General features: G+C 64.6%; 18 protein-coding genes, 1 tRNA gene and 1 pseudogene. 14 read left to right on the top strand and 6 right to left on the bottom strand.

Annotation, left to right across the window (positions count from 1 at the left end):
• Window positions 1-78: 78 nt before the first annotated feature.
• Window positions 79-1,545, bottom strand: coding sequence for an aldehyde dehydrogenase (locus ACQY5A_RS11655; RefSeq protein ID WP_428340539.1), 1,467 nt, complete (start codon window positions 1,543-1,545; stop codon window positions 79-81).
• Window positions 1,546-1,734: 189 nt separating this feature from the next.
• On the opposite strand from ACQY5A_RS11655, the gene ACQY5A_RS11650 reads away from it, so the two are divergent.
• The 10 genes from ACQY5A_RS11650 (at window position 1,735) to ACQY5A_RS11605 (ending at window position 9,509) form a co-directional block, all read left to right on the top strand.
• A complete protein-coding gene (locus tag ACQY5A_RS11650; RefSeq protein ID WP_428340538.1) occupies window positions 1,735-2,346 on the top strand; it encodes a TetR family transcriptional regulator in 612 nt (203 codons plus the stop codon).
• Window positions 2,346-3,569, top strand: coding sequence for a cytochrome P450 (locus tag ACQY5A_RS11645; RefSeq protein WP_428340537.1), 1,224 nt, complete (start codon window positions 2,346-2,348; stop codon window positions 3,567-3,569). The genes ACQY5A_RS11650 and ACQY5A_RS11645 overlap by 1 nt, the downstream gene beginning before the upstream one ends.
• Complete coding sequence (locus tag ACQY5A_RS11640; RefSeq protein ID WP_428340536.1) at window positions 3,570-4,397, top strand: SDR family oxidoreductase; 828 nt, start codon at window positions 3,570-3,572, stop codon at window positions 4,395-4,397.
• A complete protein-coding gene (locus ACQY5A_RS11635; RefSeq protein WP_428340535.1) occupies window positions 4,394-5,758 on the top strand; it encodes a cytochrome P450 in 1,365 nt (454 codons plus the stop codon). Before ACQY5A_RS11640 ends, ACQY5A_RS11635 begins: the two co-directional genes overlap by 4 nt.
• Window positions 5,755-5,967 (top strand): ferredoxin, encoded by a 213-nt coding sequence (locus ACQY5A_RS11630; protein ID WP_428341481.1) that lies wholly within the window; start codon window positions 5,755-5,757, stop codon window positions 5,965-5,967. The genes ACQY5A_RS11635 and ACQY5A_RS11630 overlap by 4 nt, the downstream gene beginning before the upstream one ends.
• Window positions 5,968-5,969: 2 nt before the next feature.
• Window positions 5,970-6,518 (top strand): nuclear transport factor 2 family protein, encoded by a 549-nt coding sequence (locus ACQY5A_RS11625; RefSeq protein WP_428340534.1) that lies wholly within the window; start codon window positions 5,970-5,972, stop codon window positions 6,516-6,518.
• A gap of 120 nt (window positions 6,519-6,638) precedes the next feature.
• Window positions 6,639-7,766, top strand: coding sequence for an NDMA-dependent alcohol dehydrogenase (locus ACQY5A_RS11620; RefSeq protein WP_428340533.1), 1,128 nt, complete (start codon window positions 6,639-6,641; stop codon window positions 7,764-7,766).
• Window positions 7,767-7,771: 5 nt separating this feature from the next.
• A complete protein-coding gene (locus ACQY5A_RS11615; RefSeq protein ID WP_428340532.1) occupies window positions 7,772-8,197 on the top strand; it encodes a nuclear transport factor 2 family protein in 426 nt (141 codons plus the stop codon).
• Window positions 8,194-9,072, top strand: a complete 879-nt coding sequence (locus ACQY5A_RS11610) for an SDR family NAD(P)-dependent oxidoreductase (protein ID WP_428340531.1) — start codon at window positions 8,194-8,196, stop codon at window positions 9,070-9,072. Before ACQY5A_RS11615 ends, ACQY5A_RS11610 begins: the two co-directional genes overlap by 4 nt.
• A gap of 29 nt (window positions 9,073-9,101) precedes the next feature.
• Window positions 9,102-9,509 (top strand): HIT family protein, encoded by a 408-nt coding sequence (locus ACQY5A_RS11605; RefSeq protein WP_428340530.1) that lies wholly within the window; start codon window positions 9,102-9,104, stop codon window positions 9,507-9,509.
• Here ACQY5A_RS11605 and ACQY5A_RS11600 read toward each other — a convergent pair.
• Both ACQY5A_RS11600 and ACQY5A_RS11595 read right to left on the bottom strand, forming a co-directional pair.
• Complete coding sequence (locus ACQY5A_RS11600) at window positions 9,498-10,937, bottom strand: ATP-binding protein (RefSeq protein ID WP_428340529.1); 1,440 nt, start codon at window positions 10,935-10,937, stop codon at window positions 9,498-9,500. The genes ACQY5A_RS11605 and ACQY5A_RS11600 overlap by 12 nt on opposite strands.
• A gap of 46 nt (window positions 10,938-10,983) precedes the next feature.
• Complete coding sequence (locus ACQY5A_RS11595; protein WP_428340528.1) at window positions 10,984-11,700, bottom strand: response regulator transcription factor; 717 nt, start codon at window positions 11,698-11,700, stop codon at window positions 10,984-10,986.
• A 128-nt stretch (window positions 11,701-11,828) separates the two neighbouring features.
• Here ACQY5A_RS11595 and ACQY5A_RS11590 point away from each other — a divergent pair, with 128 nt between their 5' ends.
• Window positions 11,829-12,572, top strand: coding sequence for a hypothetical protein (locus ACQY5A_RS11590; protein ID WP_428340527.1), 744 nt, complete (start codon window positions 11,829-11,831; stop codon window positions 12,570-12,572).
• 74 nt (window positions 12,573-12,646) lie between these two features.
• Here ACQY5A_RS11590 and ACQY5A_RS11585 read toward each other — a convergent pair.
• Window positions 12,647-12,722 (bottom strand) — tRNA-Thr (locus ACQY5A_RS11585).
• Window positions 12,723-13,004: 282 nt separating this feature from the next.
• A complete protein-coding gene (locus tag ACQY5A_RS11580; protein WP_428340526.1) occupies window positions 13,005-13,370 on the bottom strand; it encodes a DUF732 domain-containing protein in 366 nt (121 codons plus the stop codon).
• Between the two features lie 160 nt (window positions 13,371-13,530).
• On the opposite strand from ACQY5A_RS11580, the gene ACQY5A_RS11575 reads away from it, so the two are divergent.
• Entirely contained in the window at window positions 13,531-13,932 is a 402-nt protein-coding gene (locus ACQY5A_RS11575) for a hypothetical protein (protein WP_428340525.1), read from the top strand.
• On the opposite strand, the gene ACQY5A_RS11570 is transcribed toward ACQY5A_RS11575, so the two are convergent.
• On the bottom strand, window positions 13,929-14,219 hold the full coding sequence (locus ACQY5A_RS11570) for a CDGP domain-containing protein (RefSeq protein WP_428340524.1): 291 nt from the start codon (window positions 14,217-14,219) through the stop codon (window positions 13,929-13,931). The two genes, ACQY5A_RS11575 and ACQY5A_RS11570, sit on opposite strands and share 4 nt — an antisense overlap.
• Window positions 14,220-14,356: 137 nt before the next feature.
• On the opposite strand from ACQY5A_RS11570, the pseudogene ACQY5A_RS11565 reads away from it, so the two are divergent.
• Together ACQY5A_RS11565 and ACQY5A_RS11560 are read left to right on the top strand one after the other, a co-directional pair.
• Window positions 14,357-14,558: pseudogene (locus tag ACQY5A_RS11565) on the top strand (phosphotransferase); the annotation flags it as partial.
• A gap of 52 nt (window positions 14,559-14,610) precedes the next feature.
• Window positions 14,611-15,357: an MBL fold metallo-hydrolase gene (locus tag ACQY5A_RS11560; RefSeq protein ID WP_428340523.1), complete on the top strand. Its 747-nt coding sequence runs from the start codon at window positions 14,611-14,613 to the stop codon at window positions 15,355-15,357.
• The last annotated feature ends 104 nt before the right edge of the window (window positions 15,358-15,461 follow it).

Raw genomic sequence — 15,461 nt, 5'->3', positions numbered from 1 at the left:
TGCTTCCTCCCTCTGGCCGAGTGGCCACTTATTACCCGCGAAATGCGAATTCCAGAGCCATAACTGGCCGCTCGCGAACTAAACCGCTGTCGCAATGGTTTTGGTCTCCAGGTATTCCTCGAAACCTGCAAGACCCATCTCGCGTCCGTTGCCGGACTGCTTGTAACCGCCGAAGGGCAGATCCGCGGAGTACCAGACGCCGCCGTTGACATTGATCGTGCCCGCCCGGATTCGCGAGGCGACGCCGGCGGCCCGGTCCGGGTCGATACCGAACACAGTGCCGGACAGGCCGTATGGCGAATCGTTCGCGATGCGCACCGCATCGTCGTCACCGTCGTAGGGGATCACCGTCAGGACCGGACCGAAGATCTCCTCTTGTGCGCAGCGCGCGTCGTTGCCCAGCCCCGCGATCACGGTCGGTTCGATGAAGAACCCGACGTCGCGATCGGCCGGGCGGCCTCCGCCGCAGGCGAAGGTCCCGCCCTCGGCGATCGCCGAGTCGAGGTAGCCCTGAATCCGATCGCGCTGGCGTGCCGAAATCACCGGGCCGCAAATGGTTCCGGCATCGGTGGGATCACCGGCTTTGATGCCGCCCACCGTCGCGGCCGCGAAGGCGACGGCCTCATCGTATTTCGCCCGCGGCACCAGCAGCCGGGTTGTGATGGCGCAGCCCTGCCCGGCGTGCATGCATACCGAGAAGCCGGCCATACTCACCGCACCACCCAGGTCTGCGTCGTCGAGCACGATGAACGCGGACTTGCCGCCGAGCTCGAGGAAGACTCTCTTGACGGTCGCGGCGCCGTCGGCCATCACGGCGCGACCCGTCGCGGTTGACCCGGTGAACGAAACCATGTCCACTCGAGGGTCTTTGGCCAGCAACGCGCCGACACCGTGATCGCTCGACGTGACGATGTTGACCACTCCGGGTGGGAAGTCGGTGTGCTCGGTGATGAGCTCGCCGAGAACCGCAGCGGCCCAGGGCGTATCAGGAGCAGGCTTCAGGATGACAGTGTTGCCCGCCGCCAGCGCGGGTCCGATTTTCGCGAGGTTGATCTGGTGGGGGAAGTTCCACGGTGTGATCGCGCCGACGACACCGACGGCCTCACGGGCGATGGTGCGACGGGTGGGGACACCCATCGGCTTCGCCTCGCCGAGATCCTGCGTGTAGTGGTATGACTCGGCGGTGTCGGCCACAAACGACAGATCATTCACCGGAACTTCGAGCTGCGCGATGCCGGTGAGCATCCGCGGTGCGCCGACTTCGGCGATGGTCAGGTCGCGCAGCTCCTCGAGGTGCTGCTTCATGGCTTCCTGCAACTGGCGCACGCAACGCACCCGAAGCTCGGTGTTACGCCACCAGTCGGTGTCGTCGAAGGCCCGTCGCGCCGCCTCGATCGCCCGGCCCATGTCCTCGCCGTCGGCATCGGCCGCGGCACCCAGCACCTCTTCGGTGGCCGGGTTGACCGTGGCGAAAGTGCCCTGGTTGCCGCTCGTGAGCTTGCCGTCGATGAGCAGCGAGCTCACCCGGTCAGCCAGCAATGCCATCGTCGCCTCCGCCGCTGATCGTCAATGGACACATGTCCGGAATAACCCAGTCGAACATAGTCTCAGCGCTGCCGGAAAGGCAAGGGTGGTCGGAGAGCGATCTTCGATGACCGCGCATCTAATAGCGTTTCACTGGTATTTCGCCGAACGGGCTTGCCCGCATGCGTCTCGGTCGGATACCTTGGACAGGTGTCCAGCGAACCAGTGGCCACGATCACGCCTGATCCCACGGATCCGGCTCGTGACGCGCCGCGCAACCGTCGACAAGAAGAGACCTTCCGCAAGGTCTTGACCGCGGGCGTCGACGTCCTGCGCGAGACGTCCTACGCCGACCTGACCGTGCGGGCGGTCGCGGCCCGGGCCAAAGTCGCCCCGGCAACGGCGTACACCTACTTCTCCTCGAAGAACCATCTGATCGCCGAGGTCTACCTGGATCTCGTGCGTCAGGTGCCGTACTTCACCGATGTGAACGAGCCGATGCCGACGCGGGTCGATAAGGCCCTGCGCCATCTTGCGCTGGTCGTCGCCGACGAACCCGAGGTCGCCGCCGCGTGCACCGCGGCGTTGCTCGGCGGCGGCGGCGATCCGGCCGTCCGGTCCGTGCGGATGAGGATCGGCGCCGAGATCCACCGGCGTATCACATCAGCCATCGGGCCCGAAGCCGAATCCCGGATCGTGTCGGTCCTCGAGATGACGTTCTTCGGCGCGCTCGTCAATGCCGCCAGCGGCGCCTACACCTACCGCCAGATCGCCGACCACCTCGCCTACGCGGTCGGTCTCCTCCTCAAGACAGAAGCCTGATGACCGCTCAGATCGACAAGCCGCCCGTACCTTTTTTGGACCCCTATTCCTACGACTTCCACGAGGATCCGTATCCGTACTACAAACGGCTGCGAGACGAGGCGCCGCTGTACCACAACGAAGAACTCGGCTTCTGGGCCTTGTCCCGACACGCCGACGTGCACCAGGGCTTCCGCAACAGCACCACGCTGTCCAATCGGTACGGCGTCTCGCTGGACCCGGCGTCGCGCGGACCGCACGCCGCCAAAACCATGTCGTTTCTGGCCATGGACGATCCGGCGCACCTGCGGCTGCGGACGTTGGTGTCAAAAGGGTTCACGCCCAGGCGCATTCGCGAGTTGGAGGCACGTGTCACCGAGATCGCCGTCCAACATCTCGACATCATGGTGGAGAAGGCGAGTTCCGGCGTCGCGGTTGACTACGTCGACGAGTTTGCCGGCAAGTTGCCCATGGACGTGATCTCGGAGCTGATGGGCGTCCCCGAGCCGGATCGCGGCCGGGTGCGGGCCTGGGCCGACGGCGTGATGCACCGCGACGAAGGCGTCAACGACGTTCCGCCGGAGGCAATCGAGGCCTCGCTCAACCTCATCGTCTACTACCAGGAGATGGTCGCCGAGCGCCGCAAGAAGCTGACTGACGATCTGACCTCGGCGCTGCTGGAAGCCGAGATCGACGGCGATCGGCTCACCGACGAAGAAGTCCTCGGGTTCATGTTCTTGATGGTGATCGCTGGAAACGAGACCACCACCAAACTTCTTGCCAACGCCGCTTTTTGGGGCCATCGGAATCCTGATCAGCTGACGTCGGTCTACGGCGATCTGAGCCGGGTTCCGCTATGGGTGGAAGAGACCCTGCGCTATGACACCTCCAGCCAGATCCTGGCACGCTCGGTCTCTGGAGAGCTCACCCTCTACGACACCACCATTCCCGAAGGCGACGTTCTGCTGTTGCTGCCGGGCTCCGGGCACCGCGACGAGCGTGCGTTCGAGAACGCCGACGACTTCGTCATCGGACGCGACATCGGCTCCAAACTCCTCAGTTTCGGTAGCGGTGCCCACTTCTGCCTGGGCGCGCATCTCGCCCGGATGGAAGCCCGGGTCGCCCTCACCGAGTTGTTCACCCGGATCCAGGCTTTCGAGGTCGACGAGGCCAACTCGGTCCGCGTCCACTCCAGCAACGTCCGCGGATTCGCCCATTTACCCATGACTTTGGAGGTTCGCTGAATGCCCCGCTTTGAACCACTGGCCGAACGCCGGCCGGCGATAGTGGCAGGCGCCTCCTCCGGCATCGGCGAAGCCACCGCCATCGAACTCGCGGCCCACGGCTTCCCGGTCGCCCTGGGTGCCCGCCGGGTCGAGAAGCTCGAGGACATCGTCGGCAAGATCAACGCCGACGGCGGCGAGGCGGTCGGCTTCCACCTCGACGTCACCGATCCCAACTCGGTCAAATCCTTTGTCGCACAGTCAACCGATGCGCTCGGTGACATCGAGGTGCTGGTTGCCGGTGCAGGCGACACCTACTTCGGCAAGCTCGCCGAGATCGCTGGCGACGAGTTCGACTCGCAGCTGCAGATCCATCTCATCGGCGCCTTCCGGATGGCCTCAGCGATTCTGCCGGACATGATCGAACGTCAGCGCGGCGATCTGATCTTCGTGGGCTCCGACGTGGCGCTGCGCCAGCGACCGCACATGGGCGCCTACGGCGCGGCCAAGGCGGCGCTGCTGGCGATGGTCAACAACCTACAGATGGAACTCGAAGGCACCGGTGTGCGTGCCTCGATCGTCCACCCCGGCCCGACCAAGACGTCGATGGGCTGGAGCCTGCCCGCCGAGAAGATCGGCCCCGCACTGAACGATTGGGCCAAATGGGGCCAGGCCCGCCACGACTACTTCCTGCGGGCGGCAGACCTGGGGCGCGCCATCACGTTCGTCGCTGAGACACCGCGCGGCGGCTTCATCGCGAACATGGAACTCCAGCCCGAAGCACCGTTGGCCGACAAGACGGACCGCCAGAAGCTTGCACTCGGCGAAGAAGGGATGCCAGCACAATGACATCGACAGCAACCGTGCCCCGGGTCTCCGGTGGCGAGGAAGAACACGGCCACCTCGAAGAATTCCGGACCGACCCCATCGGTCTGATGCAGCGCATTCGCGACGAATGCGGCGACGTCGGGTGGTTCCAACTCGTCGACAAGCACGTCATCTTGGTGTCGGGTGCCGAGGCCAACGAGTTCTTCTTTCGTTCCGCCGACGAAGAGCTCGACCAGGCCGAGGCATATCCGTTCATGACACCGATCTTCGGCGAGGGCGTGGTGTTCGACGCCAGCCCCGAGCGGCGCAAAGAGATGCTGCACAACTCGGCGCTACGCGGCGAGCAGATGAAGGGGCACGCCGCCACGATCGAGGGCGAAGTCGAGAAGATGATCGCCAACTGGGGCGAGGAAGGCGAGATCGAGCTGCTCGACTTCTTCTCCGAGTTGACCATCTACACGTCGACGGCCTGCCTGATCGGCGTGAAATTCCGTGAGCAACTCGATCACCGGTTCGCCGAGTACTACCACGAACTCGAGCGCGGCACCGATCCGCTCTGCTACGTCGACCCGTATCTGCCCATCGAGAGCTTCAGGCGCCGGGACGAGGCGCGGTTGAAACTGGTTGCGGTAGTTCAGGAAATCATGAACCAGCGGATCGCCGACCCGCCCACCGACAAATCGGACCGCGACATGCTCGACGTGCTCGTGTCGATCAAGGACGAGGACGGCACTCCGCGCTTCTCCGCCGACGAGGTCACCGGAATGTTCATCTCGCTGATGTTCGCCGGGCATCACACCAGTTCCGGCACGTCGGCCTGGACGCTGATCGAATTGATCCGCCACATTGACGTCTACGCCGAGGTGCTGGCCGAACTCGAGGATTTGTACGCCGACGGCCAGGAAGTGAGTTTCCACGCGCTACGCTCGATTCCCAAGCTGGACAACGTGGTCAAGGAAACGCTGCGGTTGCATCCGCCGCTGATCATTTTGATGCGGGTCGCCAAGGGCGAATTCGAGGTCGCTGGATTCCCGATCCATGACGGTGATTTCGTGGCTGCATCCCCGGCGATCTCGAACCGGATTCCCGACGACTTCCCGGATCCCGACGCGTTCAAGCCGGACCGTTACACCAAGCCCGAGCAGGCCGACATCATCAATAGATGGACCTGGATTCCGTTCGGCGCCGGCCGACACCGTTGCGTGGGAGCGGCTTTCGCGCAGATGCAGATCAAAGCCATCTTCTCCGTCCTGTTGCGGGAATACGATTTCGAGATGGCGCAGCCCGCCGACAGCTACCACAACGACCACTCCAAGATGGTCGTGCAGCTGGCGAGCCCGGCCAAGGTCCGTTACCGCAAGCGCGAAGCCGAAGGAATCTGATGGGTTTTCGCGTCGAAGTCGACCTGGACTTGTGCCAAGGCCATGCGATGTGCGAGCTGGAGGCACCCGACTACTTCCGGGTCCCCAAACGCGGAAAAGTCGAGATCTCCGATCCCGAACCCGGTGCTGAGGCCCGCGACGAAGTCGAACGGGCAGTCGAAATGTGCCCTACTCAAGCACTACTCATCAAAGAAGATCAGGGAGGTTGACAGTGACGTCATCACATTCACGCGAAAAGCTCGAAGCCTGGGTCGACAGTTGGCTGCAGGCCAATAAAGACTGCGAAAAGGCCGGCGACTGGAAGCCGCTGGGCGACTTCTACGCACCCGAAGCCACGTACGGCTGGAACATCGGCCCGAAGGAAGACGTGATGTGCGTCGGAGTCGACGAGATCCGCGACGTCGCTCTCGGCTTGGAGATGGAGGGGCTGGAGAACTGGGTGTATGAGTACCAGAAGGTCCTCATTGACGAGAAGCAGGGCGAGATCGTCGGCTTCTGGAAGCAGATCGTCAATAAGACCGACGGCAGCCAGGATGAGATCTACGGCATCGGCGGCAGCTGGTTCCGCCTCAATGACGATGCACTCATCGAATGGCAGCGCGACTTCTTCGACTTCGGACACGTCGCAAAGATGTTCGGGAACCTGATCGAGTCCGGCGACCTGAGCACCGGGATGCAGAACCGCATCCAGCGCAGCGTGGCCGGCGAGAAGTTGCCTGGTTACTACCCGCTGGGTCAGGCGCCGGTACCGATCTGGTGAGCCACATCCGCACTCCCCTGGTGACCAGGATCACCTCCTGACCTACACTTGACCAAGCGGTTGCTTGCCTGGAGCTCGGGCCGTTCTCAACCGACGTTCAATGACGAAAGCAGGTTCACGGTGAAGACCAAAGGCGCGCTGATCTGGGAGTTCAACCAACCGTGGTCGATCGAAGAGATCGAGATCGGCGACCCCCGCAAGGATGAAGTCAAGATCCAGATGGAAGCGGCGGGCATGTGCCACTCCGACCATCACCTGGTCACCGGTGGCATCCCGATGGGCGGCTTCCCGGTTCTCGGCGGCCACGAGGGCGCCGGAATCGTCACCGAAGTCGGGCCCGGCGTCGAGGACTTCGCCCCGGGCGACCACGTGGTGCTGTCGTTCATCCCGTCCTGTGGACATTGCCCGTCGTGTCAGGCCGGCATGCGCAACCTGTGCGACCTCGGCGCCGGCTTGCTCGGCGGCGCCGCGGTATCCGACGGCACCTTCCGCATCCAGGCCCGCGGCGAGAACGTGTTCCCGATGACACTGCTGGGCACGTTCTCGCCCTACATGGTCGTGCACAGGAGCTCGGTGGTGAAGATCGACGAGTCGGTGCCGTTCGAGGTGGCCGCGCTGGTCGGCTGCGGTGTCACCACCGGCTACGGCTCCTCGGTTCGCACCGCCGACATCCGGCCCGGCGAGGACGTCGCGATCGTCGGGATCGGCGGGGTCGGCATGGCCGCGCTGCAGGGCGCCGTCACCGCGGGGGCCCGCAACGTCTTTGCGATCGACCCGGTCGAGTGGAAGCGCGACCAGGCCCTCAAGTTCGGCGCCACCCACGTCTACCCGGACATCTTCGCCGCGATGGGCGGCATCCAGGAAGTGACGCACGGTCTGATGGCCCACAAGGTCGTGGTCACCGTCGGTGAGCTACTCGGGGCCGACGTCGAGAATTACATGATCTTGACCGCCAAGGGCGGCACTTGCGTGTTGACCGCCATCGGCAGCTTGCTGGACGCCAACGTCACCTTGAACCTGGCGATGCTGACCCTGATGCAGAAGACCATCAAGGGCACCATTTTCGGCGGCGGTAACCCGCAGTTCGACATTCCGCAACTGTTGAGCATGTACAAAGCGGGCAAGCTCAACCTCGATGACATGATCACCCGGCAGTACAAGCTGGAGCAGATCAACGACGGCTACCAGGACATGCTGGACGGCAAGAACATTCGCGGCGTGATCCGCTATACCGACGCCGACCGCTAACCGTCATGTCGCAGGAAACCGCCGAGAAGTCCCCTGCACTGGCCGCTTCCCAGTCATCGTGGCGCTGCGTCCAGGCCCATGACCGGGAGGGCTGGCTGGCCCTGATGGCCGACGACGTCGTGGTCGAGGATCCGATCGGCAAGTCGGTGACCAACCCGGACGGCACCGGCGTGCGGAGCAAGGACGGTGTCGCGGAGTTCTACGACACCAACATCGCCGCCAACAATCTGCGGGTCACCTGCGAGGAGACGTTCCCGTCCAGCGATCCGAACGAGGTTGCGCATATCCTGGTGCTGGACAGCAAGTTTGACAACGGGATCACCAGCAGCGTGCGAGGCGTGTTCACCTACCGCGTCAATGACGCGGGCCTGATCGCGAACATGCGCGGCTACTGGAACCTCGACATGATGACCTTCGGCAACGAGGAGTGACCTCACTGCTCGCCGGCCGCGGCGCGGTCGTGGTCGGCGGGTCACGAGGTATCGGCGCGGCGGTCGCGGCGTTGCTCGCCCAACACGGCGCCGGCGTGGTGGTCAACGGCCGAGACGCCGACGCTGCCCGCGCAGGAGCACAGGCGATCACTGCCGCAGGTGGTCAAGCGGTCGCTCATCCGGGCTCGCCGTCCGATCAGCGGATCGCAGAGTCGTTGGTGGACAACTGCGTTGACGAGTTCGGCGGCATTCACATCCTGATCAACTGCGCGGGCATCGCCGAGCCTGCGGGCTCATCGATTCTCGACATCAGCGCGGAGCAGTTCGCCGATCTGATGGACGCCCATCTGGGCACGGTGTTCGCGACTTGCCGCGCCGCCGCACCGAAGATGATCGCGCAGGGCGGCGGCAGCATCGTCAACAGCAGTTCGTTCGCTTTCCTCGGCGACTACGGCGGCACGGGATATCCGGCCGGCAAGGGCGCGGTCACCAGCCTGACATTGGCGATTGCCGCCGAACTGAAGGAGCATCGGGTGCGGGCCAACGTGGTGTGCCCCGGCGCCCGGACGCGGCTGTCCACCGGGGCCGGTTACGTCGCGCATATCACCGAACTGAATCGCCGCGGGCTGCTGGACGACGTCTCGATGCAGGGCTCGCTGGATGTGGCGGAACCCGGCTATGCCGCGCCGACCTACGTCTACCTGGCCAGCCATCTCGCCGAGCATCGGACCGGTGAAATCTTCGCTGCGGCAGGCGGTTTCATCGGCCGATTCCCGAAGGCCGCGCCAGCCTTGATCGGTTATCGCGATCACCACGACTCGCCGCCGTGGTCGGTAGCCGAGCTTTCCGCTCTGCTCGACGGCGGCGCTGCATAGGCGTTCACAGCACGACATATGCTGTTGCGATGCCCACCATCTTCAGCAGGATCATCAGCGGCGAACTGCCGGGCCGGTTCGTGTACTCCGACGAGGAGGTCGTCGCGTTCCTGACGATCGAGCCGATGACGCAGGGGCACACGCTGGTGGTGCCACGCGCAGAAATCGATCAGTGGCAGAACCTCGACCCGGCGACGTTCGGGCAAGTCATGTCGGTGGCCCAGTTGATAGGCAAGGCCGTCACCAAGGCGTTCGACGCCGATCGCGCCGGGGTGATTATCGCCGGCCTGGAGGTTCCCCATCTTCACGTGCATGTCTTCCCGGCGAAGAGCCTGAGCGATTTCGGCTTCGCCAATGTCGACCGCAACCCGTCGCCGGAATCCATGGACGAGGCGCAGGCGAAAATCAAAGCGGCACTTGCCGAGTTAGCCGACTGACTCGGCGTGGGCGGCCACGTCGGCAAGGCGCGGAAGGCTGACGTGGAAGCGGCAGCCCTTCCCGGGCGCCGTCGTCACGGCCACGCTGCCGCCGTGTGCGCGCACCAACGAGTCGACGATGGACAGCCCCAGACCCGAACCGCCGCTGCTGCGCGCCCGCGACGAGTCGGCACGATAGAACCGCTCGAAGACCCGCTGCGCGTCCCGCTCCTCCATGCCGGGCCCGTCGTCGATGACTTCGAGAACCGCGTCGCCGCCTTTCGTGCCGACCCGCACCGCGATGTCCGCGGTGTCCGGGGTGTGCTGGACCGCGTTGACCATCAGGTTGCTGAGCACCTGACGCAACCGGGCCTCGTCGCCGAGAACTTGCGGAATCCCTGGCCCGTCAACCACATCCACGGTGATCTTGCGCTGCGGCGCAATGGCGCGGGTGTCGTGCACCGCGTCGGCCGCCAGCGCCAGCAGGTCCACCCGCTGGCTTTCCAGGGGTCGCTGAGCGTCTAGCCGTGCCAACAGCAGCAGATCTTCGACCAGCAGGCCCATCCGGCGTGATTCACTCTCGATCCGTGACATGGTTTGCTCGATATCGCTCACTGCCCCTTGGCGATACAACTCGGCGAAGCCCTGAATGGTGGTCAACGGGGTGCGCAGCTCATGGCTGGCGTCGGTGATGAACCTCCGCATCCGCTCCTCGGAACTGCGCGCCAACTCCGCCGACGACTCCGATGACGCCACCGCCGATTGGATCTGCGCCAGCATCCCGTTCAGCGCCAAGGACAACTGGCCGACCTCGGTTCGTGGATCACGTTCGGGCACACGGCGATCCAGCTGACCCGAGGCGATCGCGGCGGCAGTCTGTTCGACTTCCATCAAGGGTTGCAGGCTCTGCGACACCGCCGCGTGGATAGCCAAGCCCAACACGAGAAGCACCGCCACGCCAATGCCCAGCTGGAGCCAGCCCAACGATCGGTCGGTCTGCAGGAAATCCGAGAGATCGTAGGCGACGGTGATCAGCCGGCCGTGCGTGCTCAGCACCGACACCGCACGCCATTCGGTGCCGGAGTGATCCACCGAACCGACGGTGACGGGCACCGGTCCGACGTCGTTGTTCGCGGGAATCGCGGGTTCCGGCCTGGTGTCATTGGCCACCGACCAGGTGCGCCCGTCCGGGGTCGTGCTGCGGATGTAGTAGTTCGATGGTGGCCGATCGGCGGTGGGGAGGTGCAGCCCTGGAGACGTCGTTCTGGTCGCGAGAGCCCAGCCGTGCGTGGCATCGATCAGGTTGCGATCGACTCGGTGGAACTGGCTGTTGCGCAGGATCGACGTGACCGCGACGCCTGACACCGCAAGTCCGCAGGCTGCCAGCAGCAGGGTGGCCGCGACCAGGCTCACCCGCAACGGCACAGCGGCCCGCAGTCGTTTCAGCATCGGCTCATTATTCGCCTGACGGGCGCGGTCGGGCGGACAACTCGGGTTACCGCGGCTCCCGCAGCACGTAACCGACTCCGCGAAGGGTGTGCAGCAGTCGTTTCTCCCCGGTGTCGATCTTGCGACGCAGATACGACACGTAGGACTCGACGACGTTGACGTCGCCACCGAAGTCATAACGCCACACGTGGTCCAGGATCTTCGGTTTGCTCAACACGGTGCCGGCATTGATGACGAAGTAGCGCAGCAGGGTGAATTCCGTCGGCGACAACGACACCGGCTCACCGGCCTTCCACACCTCGTGGGTCTCCTCGTCGAGCTGAATGTCGGCGAACGTCAGGCGGGTGCTTTGGTTTTCGGTGACACCTTTTCCGGTGCGCCGCAAAATAACTCGTAACCGCGCGACGACCTCTTCAAGGCTGAACGGCTTGGTGACGTAATCGTCGCCGCCAAGGGTGAGGCCGGCGATCTTGTCTTGCAGCGAGTCCCGGGCGGTGAGGAACAGCGCCGGCGCGTCGATGCCGTCGGCGCGCAGACGGCGCAGCACCCCGAAGCCGTCCATGCCGGGCATCATGACGTCGAGGATCACCGCGTCCGGTTTGACGTCGCGCGCCAGATCCAGCGCGGTCGCTCCGTTGGTCGCGGTGTACACCTGGAAGCCCTGGAATTTGAGACTGACCGACAGCAGTTCGACGATGTTGTCTTCGTCATCGACGACGAGAACGCGTGCCTCGGGTGCTGCTTCTGGCGTAGCTGCTGACATGACGTCAATTTCCTCCTACCTAGCTGAGGAATGCCTGCATGCTGGCTGTGTCCGAGCTGAGAGTTTGTTGTTAGACCGATCACGACCAACCGCCACGGGATTTCGCGTGCTCTGAATACACTCGGGGGATGAATCTCGGCAAGAGTCTGGCGAGCCTCGCCACCGCGCCCGTTCGGGTCGGACTCGCAGCCGCCGACGCGGGCGTGGGCATTGCGACATCCGCGCTCGGCATGGCCCATCGCAGCCTGGGCGACGCAGGCGCGACGAACGGCTCCAATCCGGTCGCGCACATGCTGGGCATTGACGACGCGATCGGCCGGGCGAACCGGCTGGCCAAGCTGCTCGACGACGATGCGCCGCTGGGACGCGCCATCGCCGCCGACGGGCCGATCGACCGGTTGCTGCGCCCCGGCGGGGTGGTCGACATGCTCACCCAGGACGGCGGACTTCTCGACCGGCTCACCGCTGAGGGCGGTGGGCTGGAACGCGCTCTCAAGCCGGGCGGTCTGGCGGATCAACTGGTCGCCGACGACGGACTGATCGACCGACTGCTCGCCGAGGACGGGCTGGCCGATCGGCTGCTGTCTGAGGGCGGCCTGGTCGACAAGCTGACCGCCCGTAACGGGCCGCTCGAGCAACTGGCCGCCGTCGCCGACACTCTGAGCCGACTGGCGCCCGGGATGGAAGCGTTGGAGCCGGCTATCGCCACGCTCCAGGACGCCGTGATGGGGCTGACCATGGTGGTGAACCCGTTGAGCAACATCGCCGACCGCATTCCGCTGCCCGGCCGGCGACCGCGGCGGCCGGGGACGTCACGTACGGTGCGTTCGCAAAGGGTCATCGACCTCGAGACCTCAACCCACGACGAGTGAGCCGTTAGTCCTACTCGCGGTCGCAGCTATCAACAGGACTGACCCTGCGCATACCTCTGTCGGCGGTAGAAGAATGGAGCCGCGTGAGAGAATCGAACTCTCGACATTCGCTTTACAAGAGCGATGCTCTACCAACTGAGCTAACGCGGCCGTGACCCGCACGACGAGCCATGAAGATTCTACGATGGGGTGCCGTCTCCGAGCCACGCGCCGACTCAAAACAGAGCAGGAGCGAGCCGGGCCAGTGCCGTCCTGTCGGGTGCAGGTCGCGGACAGAGCGCTTACCTACGTGAGCGGTACTGCGCCGGCCCATGTCGTCGGGGAGCGTGACGCGCCGGCTCGCGGACGCCGCGCACGCTGACAAATGTCGCCAGCTGGGCGAAATCAGTTGTGGTGTTAGGCTTTTCAGCCCAGGCTGTACCCCGGCGTGAGCTATCCGACCGGGCAGTACACGCGGATCGCGTCGCGCAGGAAGTGGTCCATTTGGTCGGCCGTCAAGCCTTCCCTTGCCAATTTGACGCTGAGCGCCGACATGGCGGTGGTGTACGGGCTTCGGACGAGGCCAGCCCATAGACTGAAGCCGCCTTGGTCGTGACCGAGTTGGTTGTCGTTGCAGCGTTCGTGCGCCAGGCTGATCATGCGTTCCGGGGTGCCGAAATTCACCCCGTCGTTCGCCACTAACCCGAGGAACTGCTCGTCCGGGCCGTCGGCGTGCGCGACGGATGCGGATAGAAACAATGCGGCGACAGCGATCAACAGTGGGCGAATCGCGACGTCGGCCATGGCTGAGTGTGGCACTAACTCCAGGAAAAGACACGCCCACGCTGACGGCGCACTCCGGTGGCGGCCTCCATGGCACACGGAGCGCGTTCGCCGCAGAAGCTGAGCAGCTGTACGTTCTATCGTTTAGAAAGGCCAACGATTGGCCGTACCACAGTCCCACTCATGAGGAGTGTTCATGATCTACCGCCTCGTCGGCGTACTCGGTGCTGTGACGGTGGCACTCCTCGTCCCCGTCTCGGCCCACGCCGACCCATCGGTGCCGCCGGGACAACCGGTGAAATGTGTGAGCAACACCCAAAAGGGCAAGCAGGTTTTGGTTCCCTGCGATCTGCTCAACGCCGGCGCCAACTTCCCGCCGGGGTACCGCTGCCCCCCGCCGCTCGAGCAGTACCCGAAAGATGTGGCCGACTGGTGTGGCGAAGGTCCGGGCCTTGCGCCTCAGCCGCCTCCGACTCCGACCAGCCCCGCGAGCCCGACCAGCCCGACAAGTCCGACCAGCCCAACGAGCCTGACCAGCCCATCGAAGCCCGCGAGTCCGGCGCCGACCAGCTCGACGAGCCCAACGCCCCCGGGCTAATCGGCGATGTGCGTCGGCGGGTTGTAGTAGGCGAGCCCCAACGGGTTCTGGCCCGGGCCCATCATCTGGCAGGTCGTCCGGGCGATCACGTCCTGGCTGTGCTGCGTCACGCAGCGCTGCCAGGTGCCGTCGTCCTGGACGGGCCCGTCGCACATCTTCTCGACGAGCCCACCCCCATATTGGCAACCAGCGCTGGCCGGCGCTGCCGAGGCGATCAGCGCTCCCGCGGCCAAACCACTCGCGATGGTTCCGACGATGAATCGGATCACGATCGCCCCCTTGTGCATCGTTGCCGGCCACGATGGTAGCGCCGACGGTTCTGACCTCTGCTGCGATTGGCCTCACCGGCACCTCCACCGAGGCTTTACAGGTAGACCGGTTTTTTAACGATGCACCAGTGAGCAGCGCGGCATCGGTCCTCGGTATGGCGGCACATGTGGGCCCGCGGCATCCAGCGGGTGGCCACTGATTCGGTGCTTGGGCGGCTGCGCGCACTTCCTCGATCAATCAATGACCTTGACCCTCAAGCACTCTCGACGATCATAGGCCACCGGGTCACCTCTGTGACCCTCATCGGCGGCGACGCCGGAACGTCATCGCGAGCACGGCTGGCATTGACGGGTGACTTGGAGACCGTCGCCGCGCTGCGACAATCGCTGGCGTCGTAGATTTCTCACTATGCGGATGACTGTTCTCGGCAGCGGTGGCTGGATTCCCACCAGCTCCCGCCAGACCAGCTGCTATCTGATCACCTCTGGGACCGAGGCTTTAATACTCGATGCCGGAACTGGTTTCGGCGCCCTGCATATCAACCCGGCACTGCTGAACGGCGTCGAGACCGTGACCGTAGCGCTCAGCCACTTTCACCTCGACCACGTGACGGGCCTCGGATTCGTCAGCGAACGCGCACTGGGCGGTCGGGAACTCACCATCGCCGGCCCGGGTTCGATGGCGTACGGCCGGCCCACCCGCTCGATCGTCGAGGAACAACTTCTGGCATCGCCGTTTCAGACGACGTCTCCCCTGGCGTCGGCGCGCTGGGCAGAGCTGGGTCGGGACACATTGGGTTTCGCCGGCCGTGAGATCCAGACGTGGGAGCAGACCCGCCACCCCTTGCCGTCGGCGGGGCTCAGGGTCGGTGACCGCTTTGCCTATTGCACGGACACCGAGTTCGACCCGGAAACCATCCGGCATGTGGCCGGTGTGGCCACATTGCTGCATGAGGCGTGGGAGCCCACTGATGCGGAGCGTGGCCACACCTCCGGTGCCGAGGCCGGCACCATCGCTGCCGAGGCGAAGGTATCGCGCCTGCTCATCACGCATAACCATCCACTTCCGGGGATCGCCGAACGCACCGCCGAAGCGGCCCAAGCCCACTTCGATGCCGCGCTGTCGGCCGCCGACGGGGTCATTCTCGATGTTTGACGGCACGATTTGGCCACAATCGGTACTACGGTACAGAAATGCTTCGGCGCCCTATCTTCGCAGCTAGAGCTCTTTTTGACGGTCAAATCGTGTCCAAATGGTTA

The sequence above is a fragment of the Mycobacterium sp. genome, assembly GCF_965277065.1.
Classification (GTDB): domain Bacteria; phylum Actinomycetota; class Actinomycetes; order Mycobacteriales; family Mycobacteriaceae; genus Mycobacterium.
This window is presented reverse-complemented; position numbering and strand designations above follow the sequence as displayed.